Origin of the sequence: Janthinobacterium sp. 17J80-10 (genome assembly GCF_004114795.1) — a bacterium.
GTDB lineage: Bacteria > Pseudomonadota > Gammaproteobacteria > Burkholderiales > Burkholderiaceae_D > Paucimonas.
The window spans coordinates 2,927,190-2,947,311 of record NZ_CP035311.1 but is presented as its reverse complement, the minus strand read 5'-3'; the positions used below and the strand labels follow the sequence as shown (position 1 = coordinate 2,947,311).

Annotated in this window: 18 protein-coding genes; 12 read left to right on the top strand and 6 right to left on the bottom strand. The window is 60.4% G+C overall.

The annotated features are described in order from the left end of the window. Positions 1-103 precede the first annotated feature (103 nt). Positions 104-1,558, top strand: a complete 1,455-nt coding sequence (locus EKL02_RS13210; RefSeq protein WP_128902479.1) for a PAS domain-containing sensor histidine kinase — start codon at positions 104-106, stop codon at positions 1,556-1,558. Continuing rightward, on the top strand, positions 1,555-2,187 hold the full coding sequence (locus EKL02_RS13205; protein ID WP_128902478.1) for a response regulator transcription factor: 633 nt from the start codon (positions 1,555-1,557) through the stop codon (positions 2,185-2,187). The genes EKL02_RS13210 and EKL02_RS13205 overlap by 4 nt, the downstream gene beginning before the upstream one ends. Before the next feature lie 2 nt (positions 2,188-2,189). Here the strand turns inward: EKL02_RS13205 and EKL02_RS13200 are convergent, their stop codons facing one another. Further along, on the bottom strand, positions 2,190-2,384 hold the full coding sequence (locus tag EKL02_RS13200; protein WP_128902477.1) for a hypothetical protein: 195 nt from the start codon (positions 2,382-2,384) through the stop codon (positions 2,190-2,192). A 275-nt stretch (positions 2,385-2,659) separates the two neighbouring features. Here EKL02_RS13200 and EKL02_RS13195 point away from each other — a divergent pair, with 275 nt between their 5' ends. From EKL02_RS13195 to EKL02_RS13175, 5 genes are all read left to right on the top strand, one after another. Further along, positions 2,660-4,303 (top strand): acyl-CoA synthetase, encoded by a 1,644-nt coding sequence (locus EKL02_RS13195; protein ID WP_128902476.1) that lies wholly within the window; start codon positions 2,660-2,662, stop codon positions 4,301-4,303. A gap of 38 nt (positions 4,304-4,341) precedes the next feature. Further along, a complete protein-coding gene (locus tag EKL02_RS13190; RefSeq protein WP_128902475.1) occupies positions 4,342-5,559 on the top strand; it encodes an ABC transporter substrate-binding protein in 1,218 nt (405 codons plus the stop codon). 221 nt (positions 5,560-5,780) lie between these two features. Further along, complete coding sequence (locus EKL02_RS13185; protein WP_128902474.1) at positions 5,781-7,181, top strand: replicative DNA helicase; 1,401 nt, start codon at positions 5,781-5,783, stop codon at positions 7,179-7,181. Positions 7,182-7,230: 49 nt separating this feature from the next. Further along, positions 7,231-7,857, top strand: a complete 627-nt coding sequence (locus tag EKL02_RS13180) for a DUF47 domain-containing protein (protein ID WP_128902473.1) — start codon at positions 7,231-7,233, stop codon at positions 7,855-7,857. Positions 7,858-7,870: 13 nt separating this feature from the next. Beyond that, a complete protein-coding gene (locus EKL02_RS13175; RefSeq protein WP_128902472.1) occupies positions 7,871-8,878 on the top strand; it encodes an inorganic phosphate transporter in 1,008 nt (335 codons plus the stop codon). Positions 8,879-8,954: 76 nt separating this feature from the next. Here EKL02_RS13175 and EKL02_RS13170 read toward each other — a convergent pair whose 3' ends face one another. Next, positions 8,955-9,578: a response regulator gene (locus tag EKL02_RS13170; protein ID WP_128902471.1), complete on the bottom strand. Its 624-nt coding sequence runs from the start codon at positions 9,576-9,578 to the stop codon at positions 8,955-8,957. Continuing rightward, on the bottom strand, positions 9,575-11,212 hold the full coding sequence (locus tag EKL02_RS13165) for a cache domain-containing protein (protein ID WP_164932020.1): 1,638 nt from the start codon (positions 11,210-11,212) through the stop codon (positions 9,575-9,577). The genes EKL02_RS13170 and EKL02_RS13165 overlap by 4 nt, the downstream gene beginning before the upstream one ends. Positions 11,213-11,450: 238 nt before the next feature. Here EKL02_RS13165 and EKL02_RS13160 point away from each other — a divergent pair, with 238 nt between their 5' ends. The 4 genes from EKL02_RS13160 to EKL02_RS13145 all read left to right on the top strand — a co-directional run bounded on the left by EKL02_RS13160 (position 11,451) and on the right by EKL02_RS13145 (position 15,794). Further along, positions 11,451-12,848: a GntP family permease gene (locus EKL02_RS13160; protein ID WP_128902469.1), complete on the top strand. Its 1,398-nt coding sequence runs from the start codon at positions 11,451-11,453 to the stop codon at positions 12,846-12,848. Between the two features lie 25 nt (positions 12,849-12,873). Beyond that, positions 12,874-13,785, top strand: a complete 912-nt coding sequence (locus EKL02_RS13155) for an acetaldehyde dehydrogenase (acetylating) (protein WP_128902468.1) — start codon at positions 12,874-12,876, stop codon at positions 13,783-13,785. Positions 13,786-13,799: 14 nt separating this feature from the next. Continuing rightward, positions 13,800-14,834, top strand: coding sequence for a 4-hydroxy-2-oxovalerate aldolase (gene dmpG, locus EKL02_RS13150; protein WP_128902467.1), 1,035 nt, complete (start codon positions 13,800-13,802; stop codon positions 14,832-14,834). 69 nt (positions 14,835-14,903) lie between these two features. After that, on the top strand, positions 14,904-15,794 hold the full coding sequence (locus EKL02_RS13145; protein WP_206732392.1) for a hypothetical protein: 891 nt from the start codon (positions 14,904-14,906) through the stop codon (positions 15,792-15,794). An 84-nt stretch (positions 15,795-15,878) separates the two neighbouring features. Here EKL02_RS13145 and EKL02_RS13140 read toward each other — a convergent pair whose 3' ends face one another. The 3 genes from EKL02_RS13140 to EKL02_RS13130 form a co-directional block, all read right to left on the bottom strand. After that, positions 15,879-17,537 (bottom strand): PhoH family protein, encoded by a 1,659-nt coding sequence (locus EKL02_RS13140; RefSeq protein WP_206732391.1) that lies wholly within the window; start codon positions 17,535-17,537, stop codon positions 15,879-15,881. A 182-nt stretch (positions 17,538-17,719) separates the two neighbouring features. Further along, positions 17,720-18,196 carry a peroxiredoxin gene (locus EKL02_RS13135; protein WP_128902466.1) on the bottom strand — a complete coding sequence of 159 codons (477 nt, stop codon included), beginning with the start codon at positions 18,194-18,196 and terminating at the stop codon, positions 17,720-17,722. Between the two features lie 116 nt (positions 18,197-18,312). Further along, positions 18,313-18,708, bottom strand: a complete 396-nt coding sequence (locus EKL02_RS13130; protein ID WP_128902465.1) for an Mth938-like domain-containing protein — start codon at positions 18,706-18,708, stop codon at positions 18,313-18,315. A gap of 171 nt (positions 18,709-18,879) precedes the next feature. On the opposite strand from EKL02_RS13130, the gene EKL02_RS13125 reads away from it, so the two are divergent. Further along, positions 18,880-20,109 carry a pyridoxal phosphate-dependent aminotransferase gene (locus tag EKL02_RS13125; protein WP_128902464.1) on the top strand — a complete coding sequence of 410 codons (1,230 nt, stop codon included), beginning with the start codon at positions 18,880-18,882 and terminating at the stop codon, positions 20,107-20,109. Positions 20,110-20,122: the final 13 nt, after the last annotated feature.

Below are 20,122 nucleotides of genomic sequence, written 5' to 3'. Positions count from 1 at the left end.
GTTCGCCCGGCTTTTTTTCGTCCATCGATGCCATTCACGCCGGCATGGACGGCGCGCCAGCTTTTGGTTATCTTGATTGCCATCGTTAATTTTTTAGCCTGCCATGTCGCCTTTGACCACGCCGCCTGCCGTCGAACCGGAATCTGAACTGCAGCGCCTGCGCGAGGAAAACGACATGCTCAGGTCGCTGGTGCGCGACGCGCCCGTGGCCTTTGTCGCCTTGGACCTGCAGCGCCGCGTCAAGCTGTGGAACCATGCCGCCGAACGCATTTTCGGCTGGCGCGAAGAGGAAGTCATCGGCAAGCCGCTGCCGCATGTGCCGGCCGCCAGCGAACAGACCAGCCGCGAGTTGTACCAGCGCTCGGTGGCAGGCGATTCGCTGCGCGACATCGAACTGGACCGCATGACCAAGGCCGGACGCGCGGTGCGGGTGAGCCTGTCCACGTCGCCGCTGCGCGATATCGCCAACAATATCATCGGCATGGTGGGCGTGTACGACGACCTTGACGACAGCACGGCGCCGGAAATCCCGTTTCGCGGCCTGGTGGAACAATCGCTGGTTGGCCTGTACATCATCCAGGATGGCATGTTCCAGTACGTGAACCCGCGCTGGGCCGCGATGTTCGGCCGCACGCAACAGGAAATGGCACCGGGTCCGGTGGCCGATTTCATCTCGCCGGAGGACCGCGCCACCGTGCTGGGCAATCTCGACAAGCGCATTTCCGGCGAAATCTCGACCCTTTTTTACCACTTCAAGGGCTTGCACAAGGAGGGCCGCACGGTCGAGATCGAGGTGCAGGGCACGCGCTTCCAGTATCGCGGCCGGCCCGCGGTGATCGGCGTCGGCATCGATGTCACCGACGCCCGCCTGCGCGAACAGGAGATCGCGCGCTCGCAGGAGCGCTTGCGCGAGTTGTCGCAGCATCTGCTGACAGTGCGCGAAGAACAGCGCAGCCAGCTCGCGCGCGAGCTGCACGATGTCCTGGGCGGCACGCTCACCGCCCTGAAGATGGATATCGGCTGGCTGAAAAAGCACACGACAGAAACCAGGCTGGCGGCGCGCGCCGATACCATGATGGAACTGGTGCGCGACGCCATCGATACAGTACGCAAGATTTCAGCCGAGTTGCGTCCCGGCGTGCTTGACAACCTGGGTCTGCTCGACGCGATCGAATGGGAAACCGGGCGCTTTCGCGAGCGCATGGGCATCGAATGCACGCTGGCCATGCACGCGGGGGCGCTTGAAATCGGCGAGGCGGCGGCCATTGCCATCTTCCGCATCTTCCAGGAAGCGCTGACCAATATTGCGCGGCACGCGCAAGCCACACGGGTCGACATCGATGCAGTCCTGGCCGACGGCGCGCTGCTGCTCTCGGTGCAGGACAACGGCAAGGGCCTGGACAGGACGGCGGCTGACAACCGCAAGTCCTTCGGTTTGACCGGCATGGCCGAACGCGCCCGGCAGTTCGGCGCCACGCTGGAAATTACCGGCGAGCCCGGACACGGTACCCGGGTAATGCTGCGCTTCCCGCTGGACAAGAATGAGGAGAAGGAATGATCAAGGTGCTGATTGCCGATGACCACAAGATTTTTCGCGCCGGGGTCAAGCGGCTGATCGAGGAAAGCCAGGATATCGAAGTCGCCGGCGAGGCCAGCGACGGTTTCGACGCGATCGCCAAATTGCGCCAGCAAGACTGGGATGTCGTGCTTCTGGACATTAACATGCCCAATAAAAGCGGCCTCGATATCGTGCGGCAAATGAAACTGGAAAAACCCAGACTGCCCATCCTGATTCTGTCGATGTACCCGGAAGAGCAGTATGCCGTGCGTGCGCTGAAGGCGGGGGCTGCCGGCTACCTGACGAAGGATAGCGAATCCGAGGAGTTGATCGCGGCTATCCGCAAGGTTGTCAGGGGCGGGCGCTATGCCACGCCGGCGCTGCTGGAAAAGTTGCTGTTCGAACTGGACGGCGAACGCGACGTGCCGAAGCACCATGCCCTGTCCGAGCGCGAGCACCAGATTTTCGAGCAGATCATCCAGGGCAAGTCATTGACCGAAATCGCCGAGGCGATGTCCCTCTCGGTCAAGACCGTCAGCACCTACCGCACGCGGGTGCTGGAGAAAATGCACATGGAAAACAATGCCGAGCTGATCCATTATGCGATCCAGCACGGCCTCAGCAATTAAGCCTACAGGACGGGCAGCTGGTGATGCTTCTTTTTGACGGACATGCCGCCCCGGGTCTTGCGGATCTTGAGCGTGCCTTCTCCCTTGACGTCGACGCAAACTTCATCCGTCGTGCTCAGCACGCCCGCCAGGCGCAAGTGTCCATACAGTACGCGATAGTGCATTTCTTCGCGGACGATGATGATGTCGGAATCCATTTCTTGCCCAAAGCTGAAATAAGTGAATCTGCCTGGCCAAGCCCAGGCGCCAATTGATCTTTCCATGATAGGAAAGATTTGTGACAGCGCGATGAAGATTTCGTGACATCGCAATGAAGCCGCCTGCCTTGGCGTGTAGGAAAATTCTTTCAAGACGCGCTGCATCCTTCCTACAGGATCTTTAGAACCTTCCGATATTTTCCTCTTTTGCCCTGCCGTATCCTCCCGATCATCCGCACTATTCCAGGTGCCAAGACCAAATCAAGGAGACAACGATGCAGCGCGAAGAGATCAATCCCTACCAGCTCGGCCTGGAACGCAATCCGGCCAATCACGTAGCGTTGTCGCCGCTCTCCTTCCTGCGCCGTGCCGCCAGGGTCTATCCGCAATATCCCTCGGTCATCGATGGCGCGCGCCGCTTTACCTGGAGCGATACGTGGACACGCTGCTGCCGGCTGGCTTCGGCACTGCAGCAGCTCGGCGTGGGCCTGGGCGACACCGTGGCAATCATGGCGCCGAATGTCACCGCGATGATGGAAGCGCACTTCGGCGTGCCGATGACCGGGGCGGTGCTTAACACGCTCAATGTCCGCCTGGATGCCGAGACCCTGGCTTTCATGCTGCGCCATGGCGAAGCCCGTGTGCTGATCACCGACCGCGAGTTTTCCGGCGTCATTGCCAAGGCGCTGGCGCTGCTCGAGCACAAGCCGGTAGTCATCGATATCGACGATCCCGAATACCAGGGCGGCGAGTTGCTGGGAATAATGGATTATGAAGCGCTGCTGGCGACAGGCGACCCGGCGTTCGCGTGGGAATTGCCTGCCGACGAATGGCAGGCCATCAGCCTGAGTTATACCTCGGGCACCACCGGAAACCCCAAGGGGGTGGTGTACCACCATCGCGGTGCGTACCTGAATGCGCTTGGCAACGTGCTGGCCTGGAACATGGCGGCGCACCCGGTCTACCTCTGGACATTGCCGATGTTTCACTGTAACGGCTGGTGTTTTCCGTGGACGATTGCGGCTGTCGCCGGCACGCATGTCTGTCTGCGCCGCGTCGACGCCAAAGCGATTTTTTCGGCGATCCGCGAACACGGCGTTACCCATTTCTCCGGCGCGCCGATCGTGCTCAATGCCCTGATCAATGCGCCGGAAGAAGTGAAATTCCGCGTTGCCGGCCGTGTCGTCGAATGCACCACCGGCGGCGCCGCGCCGCCCGCTACCGTGATCCAAGGGCTGGAGTCGCTGGGCATGAACGTGACCCAGGTGTACGGCCTGACGGAAGTGTATGGTCCGACCGTCAGCTGCGCCTGGAACCGCGAATGGGATGCGCGGCCAGCCGCTGAACGGGCACAGATCAAGGCGCAGCAAGGCGTGTGCTACCACATCCAGGAAGACCTGATGGTGGCCGACCCCGAAACCCTGCAGCCATGTCCGGCGGATGGCCAGACCATCGGCGAAGTGTTCATGCGCGGCAATGCCGTGATGAAGGGCTATCTGAAGAATGCCGATGCCACCGCCGAGGCGTTTGCCGGCGGCTGGTTCCATACCGGCGACCTGGGCGTGCTGCATCCCAATGGCTACCTGCAGATCAAGGATCGTTCCAAGGATATCGTGATTTCCGGCGGCGAGAACATTTCCACCATTGAAGTCGAGGATGTGCTGTACCGGCACCCGGCCGTGCTGGAGGCCGCTGTCGTGGCGCGCCCGGACGAGAAGTGGGGTGAAACGCCATGCGCCTTCATCACCTTGCGGCCCGGGGTGGAAGCCAGCGAGGCAGAGCTGGTCGCCTTTTGCCGCGAGCACCTCGCGCATTTCAAGGCACCCAAGGCCGTGGTGTTTGGCGCGCTGCCGAAAACATCCACCGGCAAGGTACAGAAATACCTTTTGCGCGACCAGGCGAAAGCACTGAAAAAATAACGGCAGTACCTTTCATTATTACAACAAGGAGACACAGCATGAAAATCAATAAAATCACGGCAGTCGTGTGCGCGGCGCTGGCTGCGCTGGCCTTGCCGGCAACCCATGCCTCGGACAAGATTTCCGACGGCGTGGTCAAGGTCGGCGTGATGACCGACATGTCAGGCCCGTATTCCGCACTGGCAGGGCAGGGCAGCGTGCTGGCGGCCAGGATGGCAATCGAGGATATCGGCGGCACACTGCTGGGCAAGCCGGTCGAGATGGTGTCGATCGACCATTTGAACAAGCCCGACGTGGCGGCCAGCAAGGCGCGCGAATGGTTCGACAACGACAAGGTCGACATGATCGCCGACCTGGTCACTTCTTCGGTCGGCCTGGCAGTGCAGCAGGTGGCCAAGGACAAGAACCGCATCACGATGAACTCCGGCGCCGCCACCGCTGCGCTCACCAACAAGAATTGCTCGCCCACCGGCGTGCACTGGGTTTATGACACCTTCGCCATGGCCAACGGCACCGGCAAGGCAATGGTCAAGGATGGCAACGACACCTGGTATTTCATCACGGCGGACTATGCTTTTGGCCAGGCACTGGAAGGCGATACCGCCGCAGTGGTCAAGGCCGGCGGCGGCAAGGTGCTGGGTTCGGTCCGGCACCCGCTGGCAGCATCGGATTTCTCTTCTTTCCTGGTGTCCGCGCAAAGTTCCGGCGCCAAGGCAATCGGCCTGGCCAATGCCGGCACCGACCTGACCAACGCCATCAAGCAGGCACGCGAGTTCGGCATCAACAAGAAGCAGAAGCTTGCCTCCCTGCTGATGTTCGTCACCGATGTGCACGGCCTCGGACTGGACATCAGCCAGGGCCTGTACCTGACCGAGGGCTTCTACTGGGATCTGAACGAGGAAACACGGACCTGGTCCAAGCGCTTCTTCCTGCGCCACAAGAAAATGCCGACGATGGTGCAGGCCGGCGTGTATTCCTCGATGATGCACTACTTCAAGGCGATCAAGGCTGCAGGCACCGACGAAGCCCAGGCCGTGATGGCCAAGATGCGCGAATTGCCGGTCAATGACTTCTTTGCCAAGAACGGCAAGCTGCGTGCCGATGGCCGCATGGTGCACGACATGTACCTGATGCAGGTGAAGGCGCCCGCCGAATCCAAGTATCCCTGGGATTATTACCATGTCCGCCGCGTGATCCCGGCGAACGAAGCGTTCACGCCTCTGGAAAAGAGCGAATGCCCGCTGGTGAAGAAATAATTCTGGCATCCTCTGCGGCTTGCGGCAGGCTTGCCGGTCGCCGCAGAGGATGCGGACAAACGAATAGATGCCTCTTATGTAACTGTCTTTACAGCAAATCCTGATTTTCTGCGCGTTGTTTTCTCCAGACTCGGGCTGAAATATTGTCATCCGAATAAGTCTGTCATCAAGATGTAATTTTTCCCGGCCCTGCGGATCGTGGGTCCGGACGAGCAGGTATAATGCGCGCCATGAACACCCGCTCCGATCCTCAACTTGAATCCCTTCGAGTACCGCCGCATTCCATCGAAGCAGAACAATCGGTTCTCGGTGGCCTGCTGCTTGACAATGCAGCCTATGACCGTATAGCAGACCTGGTCAGCGCGGAAGATTTCTACCGTTATGACCACCGCATCATCTTTCAGCACATTACCAAGCTGATCTCCGTTACCCGGCCGGCCGACGTCATCACGGTCTACGAGGCGTTGACTGTCACCGGCAAGGCAGAGGAAGTCGGCGGCCTGGCTTACCTGAACGCGCTGGCGCAGAACACGCCTTCGGCCGCCAATATCCGCCGCTATGCCGAGATCGTGCGTGATCGCGGCGTGCTGCGAAAGCTGATCACGGTTTCTGACGAAATTGCCAGCAACGCTTTCAACCCGCAGGGCAAGGAAGTCAAGCAGATGCTTGACGAGGCCGAGTCGAAGATTTTCGCCATCGCCGAGGATGGCGCCCGCGGCGTCCAGGGTTTCCAGGAAATCCAGCCGCTGTTGACCCAGGTGGTCGAACGCATCGACGAGCTGTACAACCGCGACAACACCAGCGACGTGACCGGCGTGCCCACCGGGCTGATCGACCTCGACCGCATGACCTCCGGCCTGCAGCCGGGCGACCTGATCATCGTCGCCGGACGTCCTTCCATGGGCAAGACGGCCTTCTCGGTGAATATCGGCGAAAACGTCGCCATCGAGAGCGGTTTGCCCGTGGCGATCTTTTCGATGGAAATGGGCGGCGCCCAGCTGGCCATGCGTATGTTGGGTTCGGTCGGCAAGCTCGACCAGCATCGCCTGCGCACCGGCCGCCTGATCGACGAGGACTGGCCGCGCCTGACGCACGCCATCCAGAAGCTGAATGACGCGCAGATCTTCATCGACGAAACCCCGGCGCTGAACCCGATCGAGCTGCGCGCGCGCGCGCGCCGCCTCTCGCGCCAGTGCGGCAGGTTGGGACTGATCATCATCGACTACCTGCAACTGATGTCGGGCAGCAGCTCTTCCGGCGAGAATCGCGCCACCGAAATTTCGGAAATTTCACGAAGCCTCAAGGGCCTGGCCAAGGAGCTGAATTGCCCGGTGATTGCGCTGTCGCAGCTGAACCGTTCTCTGGAGCAGCGGCCCAACAAGCGCCCGATCATGTCCGACCTGCGCGAGTCCGGCGCCATCGAGCAGGATGCCGACGTCATCCTGTTCGTCTACCGCGACAAGGTCTACAACCCGGATACGCCCGACCAGGACGCCGCCGAAATCATCATCGGCAAGCAGCGTAACGGCCCGATCGGCACGGTGCGCCTGACCTTCCTCGGCCAGTACACCAAGTTCGACAATTATGCCGGCAGCGGTTCGGCATACCTGGATAACGAATAACTACAAATCGATAATTTATAAAACAATTATTTCGGAAGAGAGAGCAAGCATGTTCGGACGATTGATGCCTACAGAAGGCAAGTTCTTTGATTACTTCAACCAGCACGCGGAATTGTGCGTCAAGGGCGCCGCCGAAATGGTGGCGATGATGACCAATTTCGACAACCTGGAACATCGCGTGCACGCGATCGAAAGCATTGAAAAGCAGGCCGACAAGGTGACTCACATCACCATCGACATGCTGCACAAGACTTTCATCACGCCACTGGACCGTGACGATATCCATCGCCTGATCGTGCGCATGGACGATATCCTGGACTTGCTGGAAGACGCCGCGCAGACCGTGTCGCTGTACGATATCAAGAACACCACGCCGGAAGCCCAGCGCCTGGCCGAGCTGTGCCTGGCGTCGACGGAAAAGGTCAAGCTGGCGGTCGGCCTGCTGCACAACATGGACAATTCGCGCCAGGTTCTCGAGATCTGCACCGAGATCGACCGCCTTGAAGCCGACGCCGACCATGTCTTCCGCGCCGCCATGTCCAAGCTGTTCCGCGAGGAGCCGGACGTGCGCAACCTGATCAAGTACAAGGCGATCTACGAAATCCTGGAAACGGTCACCGACCGCTGCGAGGACGTGGCCAATATCCTCCAGGCGATCATCGTCGAAAACGCTTAAGCGGTAGAGACCCATGCAGACTCTACACATCAGTATCTACGTCCTGGGCTTTTTGATCCTGCTGGCGCTGCTGTTCGATTTCATGAACGGCTTCCACGATGCCGCCAATGCCATCGCGACAGTCGTTTCGACCGGCGTGCTCAAGCCCCAGAACGCTGTCATGCTGGCGGCGTTCTTCAATTTTGTCGCAATTTTCATTTTCCAGCTGAAGGTGGCTGGCACTGTCGGCAAGGGGACCATCGACCCGATGGTGGTGGACCATTACGTCGTCTTCGGCGCTTTGGTCGGCGCCATCGCCTGGAATGCGCTGACCTGGTACTACGGCATTCCATCGTCGTCGTCGCACGCCCTGATCGGCGGCCTGGTGGGCGCCGCAGTTGCCAAGGCCGGCACCGGTTCGCTGATCGGTTCCGGGCTGGTCAAGACCATCGCCTTCATCGTGCTCTCGCCGCTATTGGGATTCCTCTTCGGCACGATAATGATGATATTGGTGTCATGGCTGTTCGTGCGCAGCACCCCCGGCAAGGTGGACAAGTGGTTTCGCCGCCTGCAGCTGGTCTCGGCTTCGATGTACAGCCTGGGCCATGGCGGCAATGATGCGCAAAAGACCATGGGCATCATCTGGATGCTGCTGATCGCCGCAGGCGTCACCACCGCCGACGAGGCGCTGCCGATGTGGGTCATCGCCAGCTGTTACGTGGCAATCGGCCTGGGTACCCTGTTTGGCGGCTGGCGTATCGTCAAGACCATGGGGCAGAAGATCACGAAGCTCAAACCCGTGGGCGGTTTCTGCGCCGAGACCGGCGGCGCCATGACCTTGTTCCTGGCGACTGCGCTGGGCGTTCCGGTATCCACCACGCACACCATCACCGGCGCCATCGTCGGCGTCGGTTCAGCCAAGAAGATGTCGGCGGTGCGCTGGGGCGTTGCGGGCAATATTGTCTGGGCCTGGATCTTCACGATCCCCGCTTCGGCTTTCATGGCGGCAGTGGCCTGGTGGATCGGCACGCTGATCCTTTGATTCCCTCAGGCCGGATCGCGGCGATTTCGCATCGACGATCGCGCGGTCCGGCGTCCGGCCAATCCGTCCGGCATCATCACTTGCCGCCGGCGGCGAGGCTGAATTTGACAAGTTCCATGACGGATGTGGCGTCGATTTTTTTCATGACGTGACTGCGATGCACTTCGACTGTCTTGATGCTGATTCCCAGCCGGTCGGCGATCTGCTTGTTGAGCATCCCCTGCAATATGCAGTCGAACACCTCTTTCTCCCGCAGCGTCAGGCTGGCGAGGCGGCGCGCGACATTCTCATGGCTCTGCAGGCGCCGCTTGTTTTCCTTTTCCGTGGCAATGCAATGGTCGATGCGCGATAGCAGATAGCGGTCGTCGAGCGGTTTTTGCAGGAAGTCGACGACGCCTTTGCGAAAAGCCGAGACGGCCATGTCGAGATCGCCATGGCCGCTCATGACGATGGTGGGGATCTGGATGCCGCCGCTACTCAGCCGGTCGTGGAGTTCCAGGCCGCTGGCGCCAGGCATGCGCATATCCACCAGCAGGCAGCCGAACAGCACCTGGTCGCAAATGCCCAGGAAGTCTTCGGCCGACGCAAAAGCCTGAGTCTGGTAAGCATGGGACTCCAGCAGCCAGACAAGCGATTCCCGGAAAGCGTCGTCGTCGTCAACGACATAGATGGTGTATTGCACATCGTCCAGGATAGTCATGTCTGCGCTTCTTGGAGAGGAAGAGTGAAGTGGAAAATGGCGCCGCCCGCCGGGTTGGCGCTGGCCCACAGGCGCCCGCCGTGCAGTTCGATGATGGTGCGGCAGATGTTGAGGCCCATCCCCATGCCGTTCGACTTGGTCGTAAAGAACGGTGTGAAAATCTTTTCCCTGTGCTCCTCGTCGATGCCGGTTCCCTGGTCGATCACCTGCGTCTCGACGAATGCGCCGCTGCAGATGGTGACGATGGTCAATTCCCTGCCATGTCTGCCATCGCCCTGCATGGCTGAGATGCCGTTGCGGATGAGGTTGAGGACCACCTGCTGGATCATGATCCGGTCCGCCAGGATCGGCGGCAGGGAAGGGGAAATTTCGAGGTGGATGCGCACGTCCTGATGCTGGATATCGAATTTGGCCAGTTCCACGATTTCGGCAATGATCGCCCGCAGATCCAGCGGGGCCCGGCTCGGCTCGCTGCGCCGCAGGTAGGTCCGGATGCGGGTGACGATTTTGGCTGCCCGGATGGCTTGTTCGGTTGCCTTGCGCATCGGTTCGAGCATGGTTTGCCGATCCGCCTTGCCTTCTTCCAGCAAAGTGACGCAGCCACGACAGTAGTTCGTGATCGCGGCCAGGGGTTGGTTCAGTTCATGTGCCAGGCTGGTTGCCAGTTCGCCAACGGTAATCAGGCGCGATGACTGTTCCAGGCGGATCGCGCTTTCCCGTTGCTGCTCCAGCCAGGCGGCGCGCTCCTCGCTGGCGGCCGCCTCCTTCTGCCGCAGCTCCAGTTGCAGCGCTGTAAATTCCTGGCCAGTCCGCTTGAAGAGTTCGAGGGCGCGGGCAATGTCGCCAATCTCGTCGGTGCGTTCCTTGCCTTCAATGGTCGCGGTGTAATCGCGGTCTGTCAGGCGGTGTATGACCTCGGTCAGGCGTTTGAGGGGGCGCGTGATCCCACTGGCGATCAGGGCCAGCAATAACCCGGCAATCAGCGCAACGACGCCAAAGCCGGTCAGCAGCCGGATCCGGATGTCGCGGATTTCCTGGTCGACGTCGTCGAGATAGATGCCGGTGCCGACCAGCCATTTCCAGGGCATGAAAGGCAGCACGTAGGCCGCCTTGTCCACGCTCTTGAGACTGCCTTCCTTGGGAAACTTGTAATAGATGGTGCCGCCGCCAGCCAGCGCCGTGTCGCGCTGTGTTTGCACGAAGTAGTGGCCGTTGCTATCGACTTCATTTGTGAAATCACGGCCTTCCCACTGCGGGAAAGGCGGCAACAGTATGGAAATGCAATTGAAATCGTCGACGAAAAAGTATTCGTTTTTACCGTATCGCAGCGCCCGCAGCTCATTCAAGGCGGCCTTCCTGGCGCTGGCCTCATCGATTTCCCCGCGCTGGAAGCGCTGATACTGCCATTGCAGGATCTTCTGGGCGACTTCCGTCATGTGGCGGATCTTCATCACCCGATCCTCGATCATCTGTTGCCGCATCGATTGCATCGCGATGCCGCTCAGGGCGATGAAACCCAGCAGGCTGACCAGGCCGACCAGCAAGAGCCGCGTATGGATATCCAGCCGCAGCCGCGGCAGAAATTGCCGCTCGCCGGCCGGCGGCTTCGTGATGAGCGTATTGCGATTTTTCATCCGTATACGATACGCCAGGATGGCCCGATTGTGTCCTGCCCGAAGGATGCGTATTTCCTTAATGACGCCCATGTACGCCTGTACGGGTTAACCCTAGCTAGGGCTTCCCCCAATTACCTTGTTTTAACGCACTCCCTAGAATCGCGGCAGCGACAGGCTGTTTTTTTGCATCGGCAAGGCAGCCCCGGTTCGCAATGGCCAATTCTAAAAACATGAGAATTCAGGAGACACACGCAACATGGATGTACTAGTCATTGTCCTTTCGCTCACCTTCCTCGTCATCATGGCGTATCGGGGGTTCAGCGTCATACTCTTTGCCCCCCTCGCTGCGCTTGGCGCGGTGCTGTTCATCGATCCGGCTGCGATTGGCCCGGTTTACGGCGCCATCTTCATGGAAAAGCTGGTCACCTTCGTCAAGAACTTCCTGCCGATATTTTTGCTGGGCGCCGTTTTCGGCAAGGTGATCGAACTCTCCGGGAATTCGAAAGCGATCAGCGCCGCCGTGATCAACTTGCTGGGCAGCAAACGCGCCCAGCTGGTCATCGTGATCACCTGCGCCCTGCTGACTTATGGCGGCGTATCCCTCAACGTCGTGGTCTTCGCCGTCTATCCGTTCGCGGCAGAGATGTTTAGGCAAGGTAATATTCCGAAGCGCTTGATTCCAGGCACCATCGCTCTCGGCGCCTTTACCTTCACCATGGACTCCTTCCCCGGCAGTCCGCAGGTGCAGAACATCATCCCGACCACATTCTTCCACACCGATACCTGGGCTGCGCCCTGGCTGGGGACCATTGGCGGTTTGATGATTTTCGCCACCGGCATGTTTTATCTCGACTCGCGCCGCCGCAAGGCTGCCGCCCTGGGCGAAGGCTATGGCGACAATCACATCCACGAGCCGGCAGCACCCAACCCCGATGAAAAGCTGCCCAATACGTGGATCGCCTTGCTGCCCCTGGCGATGGTGTTCGGCCTGAATTATCTATTTGGGAAGATGATTCCCCAGCTCTATGGCGACGCGACCTACACCATCACCTTGGCCGGCCTCGCCAAGCCGATTCCGGTGACGATCGCCAGCAACTCGACGATCTGGGCGGTTGAACTGGCGCTGATTGCCGGCATCGTTACCGTCATCCTCACCAGCTATAAAACGGTCTTGCCGAAATTTAGCGCAGGCAGCAAACAGGCGATCAATGGCGCCCTGCTGGCTGTCATGAACAGCGCCTCGGAATACGGCTATGGCGCCGTGATGGCCGCTTTGCCGGGATTTATCATCGTTGCCGAAACCCTGCGCGCGATTCCCAATCCGCTGATCAATGAAGCGGTTTCGATCACCGTCCTGGCCGGGCTGACCGGTTCGGCGATCGGCGGCCTGAGCATCGCGCTTGGGGCGATGGCGGATAACTTCATCGCTGCCGCGCACGCCGCCAACATTCCGCTCGAGGTCTTCCACCGCATTGCCTCGATGGCCAGCGGCGGCATGGATACCCTGCCGCACAATGGTGCGGTGATTACCTTGCTGACGGTGACCGGCCTGACGCACCGCCAGTCGTATGGCGACATCTTTGCCATTACCTGTATCAAGACCGTGATGGCAGGCTTCACGATCGCCCTGTTCTACATGACGGGCATCGTCTGATCCCCCTGAACAAAGGAACTGAAACATGCAAAAAATTAAATGTGCCCTGATCGGCCCCGGCAACATCGGCACCGACCTCCTGGCCAAGCTGCTGCGCAGTCCGGTGCTCGAACCCGTATGGATGGTCGGCATCGACCCTGAATCCGACGGTCTCAAGCGCGCCCGCGAACTCGGCATCAAGACCACCGCTGAAGGCGTCGACGGACTGCTGGAACACGTCAAGGCCGATGGCGTACAGATCGCCTTCGACGCCACCAGCGCCTATGTCCATGCCGAAAACAGCCGCAAGCTCAACGCCCTCGGCGTGATGATGATCGATCTCACGCCTGCAGCAATCGGACCGTTTTGCGTACCCCCGGTCAACCTGAAGGAGCAAGTCGGCCAGCGCGCGATGAATGTCAACATGGTTACCTGCGGCGGCCAGGCGACGATCCCGATGGTCGCCGCGATCTCGCGCGTGCAGCCGGTGGCGTACGGCGAGATCGTCGCTACCGTCTCCAGCCGCTCGGTCGGCCCCGGCACGCGCAAGAACATCGATGAATTCACCCGTACCACCGCCGGCGCAGTCGAGAAGGTCGGCGGTGCCAAGAAGGGCAAGGCCATCATCATCGTCAACCCGGCAGAGCCGCCGATGATCATGCGCGACACCGTGCACTGCCTGACCGAGGGCGAGCCCGACCAGGCAGCGATCACCAGGTCGATCCACGACATGATCGGCGAGGTGCAGAAGTATGTGCCTGGCTACAAGCTGGTCAACGGCCCGGTGTTCGACGGCAAGCGCGTCTCGGTCTACCTGGAGGTCGAAGGCCTGGGCGATTACCTGCCCAAGTACGCCGGCAACCTCGACATCATGACGGCCGCTGCCGCGCGCACCGCGGAAATGTTCGCCGAAGCAATCCTGGCCGGTTCGCTCAAGCTCGAACCCCTGGCCGACTGAACAAGGACTCAACCATGACTATCAAAGGCAAGAAAATCCGTCTGCACGACATGACGCTGCGTGACGGCATGCACCCCAAGCGCCACCTGATCACGCTGGAACAAATGAAGACCATCGCCAGCGGCCTGGATGCCGCCGGCATCCCGCTGATCGAGGTCACCCACGGCGACGGGCTGGGCGGCAGTTCGGTCAACTACGGCTTCCCCTCCCATACGGACGAGGAATATCTCGGCGCAGTGATCCCGCTGATGAAGCAGGCCAAGGTGTCGGCGCTGCTGTTGCCGGGCATCGGCACCGTCGATCACCTGAAGATGGCGCACGAGCTGGGCGTTTCGACGATTCGTGTCGCCACGCACTGCACCGAGGCCGATGTCTCCGAACAGCACATTGCCATGGCTCGCAAGCTGGGCATGGACACGGTCGGCTTTCTGATGATGAGCCACATGAACAGCGCCGAGGGCTTGGTCACCCAGGCGAAGCTGATGGAGAGCTACGGCGCCAACTGCATTTACATCACCGACTCGGCCGGCCACATGCTGCCCGGCGACGTCAAGGAAAAGCTCGGCGCGGTGCGCCAGGCGCTCAAGCCGGAAACCGAGCTCGGCTTCCACGGCCATCACAACCTGGCGATGGGCGTGGCCAACAGCATCGCCGCCATCGAAGTTGGCGCCACCCGCATCGATGCGGCGGCGGCTGGCCTGGGCGCCGGCGCCGGCAACACGCCGATGGAGGTGCTGGTGGCGGTGGCCGACCTGATGGGCATCGAGACCGGGGTCGACGTCTTCAAGATCCAGGACGTGGCCGAAGACCTGGTCGTGCCGATCATGGACTTCCCGATCCGCCTCGACCGCGACGCGCTGACGCTGGGCTACGCCGGCGTGTATGGCTCGTTCCTGCTGTTTGCCAAGCGCGCCGAAAAGAAGTACGGTGTGCCGGCGCGCGAGATCCTGGTCGAAATGGGCCGGCGCGGCATGGTCGGCGGCCAGGAGGATATGATCGAGGATACGGCGCTGACGCTGGCCAAGGCCAGGGGCATTCAGGTTCAATAAGTCAGAGCCGCCCATGTCCAGGGGTTTGCGAAGTCGGGCAAACCCCTTTTTACGTGTTGTTATCAAACCATGCCAGCTACTGCTTCTGCACGCATTGCCCTTGTGACCGGCGCCGAGATGGCCAAGCCGGACCCGGAAACCCATCTGCTGGTCGCGGCGCTGGCGCCGCTCGGCATCGAGGCCGTGGTGCTGCCCTGGGATGCGCCCGAAGACTGGGCCGGCTATCCGCTCGTGCTGGTACGGACCCCCTGGGACTATTTCAGGCGCCTGCCGGAATTTCTGGCCTGGGCGAGACGCGTCAGCACGCTGACGCAGCTCGTCAACCCTTATCGGGACCTCGAGTGGAACAGCCACAAGTCTTATCTGCGGCAGCTGGCGAAGCGGGGCATCCCGACCGTGCCGACGCTCTGGCTTGAGCGGGGCTGCCGCAATGGCCGCGAGCGCCTGCAGCAAACGGGCTGGGACGAGGTGGTGGTCAAGCCGGCTGTCTCGATTGGCGCCATCGGCGCGCTGCGTGCCCGTGCCGCCGACACCGGTTGTGCCGTTCACCTGCAAGCGCTGGTGGATGCCGGCGATGTATTGGTGCAGCCCTATGTTGCCAGTGTCGCCATGACCGGCGAGGCATCGCTGGTTTTCTTTGATGGCCGCTATTCGCATGCGGTGCGAAAACAGCCGAAAGAGGGCGATTTTCGCGTCCAGGACATGTATGGCGGCACCGTCCATGCGTATTCCCCGGGCCAGGACCAGCTCGACATTGCAGTCGCCGCGCTTGCCTTGACGCCGGAACCCACTACTTATGCCCGGGTCGACCTGGTGCAGGTCGACGGCAAGCCTGCCATCATGGAACTTGAGCTGATCGAGCCGGAACTGTTTCTGGCTGCATCGCCGGCTGCCGCCTTGCGCCTGGCTGAAGCGTTGCAGGATCGTTTGCGCCTCAGCCGTTCCGCCCATACGCAATAGCGCCCGCGCCAAATAAAAAGCCTGCTCCATGGAGCAGGCTTTTTTGCGCCCGCAGTCGCCTGCGGGGCGGGGATTGGCCAGTACTTACAGCACGTCGCTGGCGAAGTCCGCCAGGCGCGAGCGTTCACCGCGCGCCAGGGTGATATGGCCGCCATGCTGCCAGCCCTTGAAGCGGTCCACCACATAGGTCAGGCCGCTCGACCCCTCGGTCAGGTAAGGCGTATCGATCTGCGCGATGTTGCCCAGGCAAATGATCTTGGTGCCGGGACCGGCGCGCGTAACGAGCGTCTTCATCTGCTTGGGCGTCAGGTTTTGCGCTTCGTCGATGATCAGGAACTTGTTGACGAAAGTGCGTCCACGCATGAAATTGAGCGACTTGATCTTGATGCGCGAGCGGATCAGGTCTTGCGTGGCCGCGCGCCCCCATTCGCCGGCGTCGGAATCCGACTTGTTCAAGACTTCGAGGTTGTCGTCGAAGGCGCCCATCCACGGCGACATCTTTTCTTCCTCGGTGCCAGGCAGGAAGCCGATATCCTCGCCCACCGGAACAGTGACGCGGGTGACGATGATTTCGTTATACAGCTTGGTTTCCAGCACCTGCGCCAGGCCGGCGGCGAGCGCCAGCAGGGTCTTGCCGGTACCGGCCTGGCCCAGCAGCGTGACGAAGTCGCACTCCGGGTTCATCAGGAGGTTGAGGGCGTAATTCTGCTCGCGGTTGCGCGCCGTGATGCCCCAGACATTGTTCTTGGCATGGCCGTAATCGCGCAGGGTCTGGATCACGGCGGTCTTGCCGTTGATCTGCTTGACCTGGCCGTAGAAGGAGGCTTCGCCATTCTTCGGTTCGAGGAAGACGAACTGGTTGACCAGCATGGAAGGCACGAGCGGGCCGGTCAGGCGGTAGAACGTCGCGCTGGCGCCTTGCTTGTTTTCCTGCCAGGATTCCATGCCCTTGGCGTGCTTGCTCCAGAAGTCGTCCGGCAACTGCATGACACCGGAGTAGAGCAGGTCGGTATCTTCCAGCACGTGGTCATTGAAGTATTCTTCGGCCGGCAGGCCCAAGGCGCGCGCCTTGATGCGCATGTTGATGTCTTTCGACACCAGCACGATCGGGCGGGCCGGGTATTCGGCTTCCAGCGCGCGGATCACGGCAAGGATCTGGTTGTCGCCCTTGCCGATCGGCAGGCTTTCCGGCAATTCGCCGCCCTGCAGCTTGGTCTGGAAGAACAGGCAACCTTTGGCGTCCTTGTTGCCCAGCTTGGCGAGCGGAATGCCGTGTTCGATCTCGTGCTCGCTGGTGCCGCTGACCAGGGCATCCAGGTAGCGCGATACCTGGCGCGCATTGCGGGCGACTTCCGACATGCCTTTCTTGTGGTTGTCGAGTTCTTCCAGCGTCACCATCGGCAGGTAGACGTCATGCTCTTCGAAGCGGAACAGCGAGGTCGGGTCGTGCATGAGCACGTTGGTGTCGAGCACGAACAGCTTGGTCACGCCAAGCTTGTCGCCGGCGCGGCTGGCCGCCGACTTGATGCGGGTGTCGACTGACTTCTGCTGAGGTGTGGCGCGGGGTTTTTCTGCTGCAGGCGCTTTGCTGCGGGCGACAGGCGCCTTGGTGGCGGGGACTGCTTGTATCGCGGGAGTTTCTACAAGGGCCAGCGGTTTTGCTGGCTTGCCTTTTTCCAGTTTTGGATAATCCTTCGGAGATAACAGGCTTGCGGGTTTGGCCGGCAATTTGGGCAGGGGCATCAAGACCTCACTTCAAACGTTGGAAAAAGACCACTTCGGGAATGGCGTGGGACAAGCCATGATGAAAAACATCGGATCATGAAGCAAAAAAGCCGTTTCGGAGGGCTGGCGCCAACTCCGGGAACGGCTTTCGGAAGGTGAGAGATTTTCGGTTTCAAAGAGTCAGCGCAATAACATACGGATCAGGCAAGCGTTTTGACATACTCCAGTACTGCGTCCACATGTCCGGGGACTTTCACTCCACGCCATTCTTTCACCAATTTGCCGGCGGCGTCAATAATAAATGTGCTGCGTTCAATACCGCGCACCTGTTTGCCATACATCATTTTCTGTTTCATGACGTTGAAGAGCGCGCAAACGGCCTCGTCCGGGTCGGAAATCAGTTCGAAAGGCATTTCCAGCTTGCCCTTGAAATTGTCATGCGAGCGGATGCTGTCACGGCTGATGCCGAAAATTTCGGTATTGGCTGCCTGGAATTGTGGATAGAGATCGCGGAAACGCAGGCTTTCTGCCGTGCATCCGGGCGTATTGTCTTTCGGATAGAAAAACAGCACCAGGGTCTTGCCACGGTAACTGGACAGGGTAAAGGTTTGCTGGCCGGTCATCGGCGCGGAAAACTCGGGGACGCTCAGCGTGAGGGCGGATGGGCTTTCTGCCACGGGGGATCTCCTGATGGTAGTCGTCTGCAGCCCATAAAGGGCAGGGGAGGCTTTTATCAAGGGCGATATGGGGGCAGATTTCCGGGTTTCAAGCCTTTCAATTGCAAAGTCGCCAATCAATCCGGGCTGACGTTTTGCCCGCCTTCGATGATCAGGGCGAGCGCCACCCGGCGGCCTTCCGCCATCAGGATATTATAAGTGCGGCAGGCAGCCTTGTTATCCATGCATTCGACGCCCACGCGGCGCGCCGTCAGGGAGGAAATCAGCCGGGGATGGATAAAACGCTGGCGTTCGCCGGTGCCAAGGATCACGACATCGGGATTGGCGGCATTGATCGTGTCAAAATGCGCCGCGGCGAGCGCCTCGAAAGAGGTGGCTGGCCAGGCTTGCGGGGCATTTTCCGGCATCACGACCAGGCTGTGGCGGAAATAAACAGCATTGATTTCCACGCCGCTTTCGTCATAGGCGGTAATGGTCTGGTATTGGCGGGTGTCGGTGGAGTGGAGCTTCATGGGATTATTTTACCTCGTCATTCCGGCCTTTGCCGCCCGGGCTGCCGTTATCAGGGCGTCCATGCCATGCTGTTAAGCGCTTGTCATTGATAAATACGGGCGCTTTCGGCACAATGGATGTTTTTCGCGCCGCAACATGGGCGCTGGTAGAATTCTCAAGGAATGGCAGCTGTGCAACCGATTCGGAAATCGAAAAAACTGGATGAAGTCTGTTACGACATCCGCGGCCCGGTGCTGGAAAAAGCCCGGAAAATGGAAGATGAAGGGCAGAAGATCATCAAGCTCAACATCGGCAACCTCGCCGCCTTCGGCTTCGATGCGCCCGACGAGATCGTCCAGGACATGATCCGCAATATGGCCAATTCGTCCGGTTACACGGATTCGAAGGGCCTGTTCGCGCCGCGCAAGTCGGTGATGCACTACACCCAGGAAAAGAAGATTGCCGGTGTCACCATCGACGACATTTACCTGGGCAATGGCGCATCCGAACTGATCGTCATGGCGGTCAATGCGCTCCTGAACAGCGGCGACCAGGTCCTGGTGCCGGCGCCGGATTACCCGCTGTGGACAGCGGCTGTCAGCCTGTCCGGCGGCACCCCGGTGCACTATGTCTGCGACGAGCAGGCCGACTGGACGCCGGATATCGACGACATCAAGAAAAAGATCAACAGCAATACCAAGGCCATCGTTGTCATCAACCCCAACAACCCCACCGGTGCGCTGTACCCGGTCGAGGTGCTGGAACAGATCATCGAAGTGGCGCGCCAGCACCAGCTGATCGTGTTTGCCGATGAAATCTATGACAAGGTGCTGTACGACGGCAATACCCATACCTCGCTGGCCTCGCTGGCCGACGACGTGCTGTGCATCACCTTCAACGGCCTGTCGAAGAATTACCGTTCCTGCGGTTTCCGCTCCGGCTGGATGGTGGTGTCGGGCGAGAAGAAGCATGCGCGCGACTATATCGAGGGCCTGAACATGCTGTCCTCGATGCGCCTGTGCGCCAACGTGCCGGGCCAGTATGCCATCCAGACCGCGCTGGGCGGTTACCAGAGCATCGATGACCTGGTGGCGCCGGGCGGCCGCCTGACGCGCCAGCGCGATCTCGCCCACAAGATGCTGACCGATATTCCCGGCGTGACCTGCGTCAAGCCGAAGTCGGCCCTGTACATGTTCCCCAGGCTCGATCCGAAGATGTACCCGATCACCGACGACCAGCAATTCGCCTATGAACTGCTGGCCGAGGAACGCGTGCTGATTGTCCAGGGCACCGGCTTCAATTGCCCGACGCCGGATCACTTCCGCGTCGTATTCCTGCCCAATATCGATGACCTGGGCGATGCGATGTCGCGCATCGCGCGCTTCCTCGACGGTTACCGCAGGCGCCACGGCAAGTCCTGATTTCATCCATTTT

Excerpts from the sequence above, each read along its gene's own strand:
- EKL02_RS13210 (WP_128902479.1), top strand. The coding sequence starts at position 104 with ATGTCGCCTTTGACCACGCCGCCTGCCGTCGAACCGGAATCTGAACTG.
- EKL02_RS13205 (WP_128902478.1), top strand. The coding sequence starts at position 1,555 with ATGATCAAGGTGCTGATTGCCGATGACCACAAGATTTTTCGCGCCGGG.
- EKL02_RS13200 (WP_128902477.1), bottom strand. The coding sequence starts at position 2,384 with ATGGATTCCGACATCATCATCGTCCGCGAAGAAATGCACTATCGCGTA.
- EKL02_RS13195 (WP_128902476.1), top strand. The coding sequence starts at position 2,660 with ATGCAGCGCGAAGAGATCAATCCCTACCAGCTCGGCCTGGAACGCAAT.
- EKL02_RS13190 (WP_128902475.1), top strand. The coding sequence starts at position 4,342 with ATGAAAATCAATAAAATCACGGCAGTCGTGTGCGCGGCGCTGGCTGCG.
- EKL02_RS13185 (WP_128902474.1), top strand. The coding sequence starts at position 5,781 with ATGCGCGCCATGAACACCCGCTCCGATCCTCAACTTGAATCCCTTCGA.
- EKL02_RS13180 (WP_128902473.1), top strand. The coding sequence starts at position 7,231 with ATGTTCGGACGATTGATGCCTACAGAAGGCAAGTTCTTTGATTACTTC.
- EKL02_RS13175 (WP_128902472.1), top strand. The coding sequence starts at position 7,871 with ATGCAGACTCTACACATCAGTATCTACGTCCTGGGCTTTTTGATCCTG.
- EKL02_RS13170 (WP_128902471.1), bottom strand. The coding sequence starts at position 9,578 with ATGACTATCCTGGACGATGTGCAATACACCATCTATGTCGTTGACGAC.
- EKL02_RS13165 (WP_164932020.1), bottom strand. The coding sequence starts at position 11,212 with ATGAAAAATCGCAATACGCTCATCACGAAGCCGCCGGCCGGCGAGCGG.
- EKL02_RS13160 (WP_128902469.1), top strand. The coding sequence starts at position 11,451 with ATGGATGTACTAGTCATTGTCCTTTCGCTCACCTTCCTCGTCATCATG.
- EKL02_RS13155 (WP_128902468.1), top strand. The coding sequence starts at position 12,874 with ATGCAAAAAATTAAATGTGCCCTGATCGGCCCCGGCAACATCGGCACC.
- dmpG (WP_128902467.1), top strand. The coding sequence starts at position 13,800 with ATGACTATCAAAGGCAAGAAAATCCGTCTGCACGACATGACGCTGCGT.
- EKL02_RS13145 (WP_206732392.1), top strand. The coding sequence starts at position 14,904 with ATGCCAGCTACTGCTTCTGCACGCATTGCCCTTGTGACCGGCGCCGAG.
- EKL02_RS13140 (WP_206732391.1), bottom strand. The coding sequence starts at position 17,537 with ATGCCCCTGCCCAAATTGCCGGCCAAACCCGCAAGCCTGTTATCTCCG.
- EKL02_RS13130 (WP_128902465.1), bottom strand. The coding sequence starts at position 18,708 with ATGAAGCTCCACTCCACCGACACCCGCCAATACCAGACCATTACCGCC.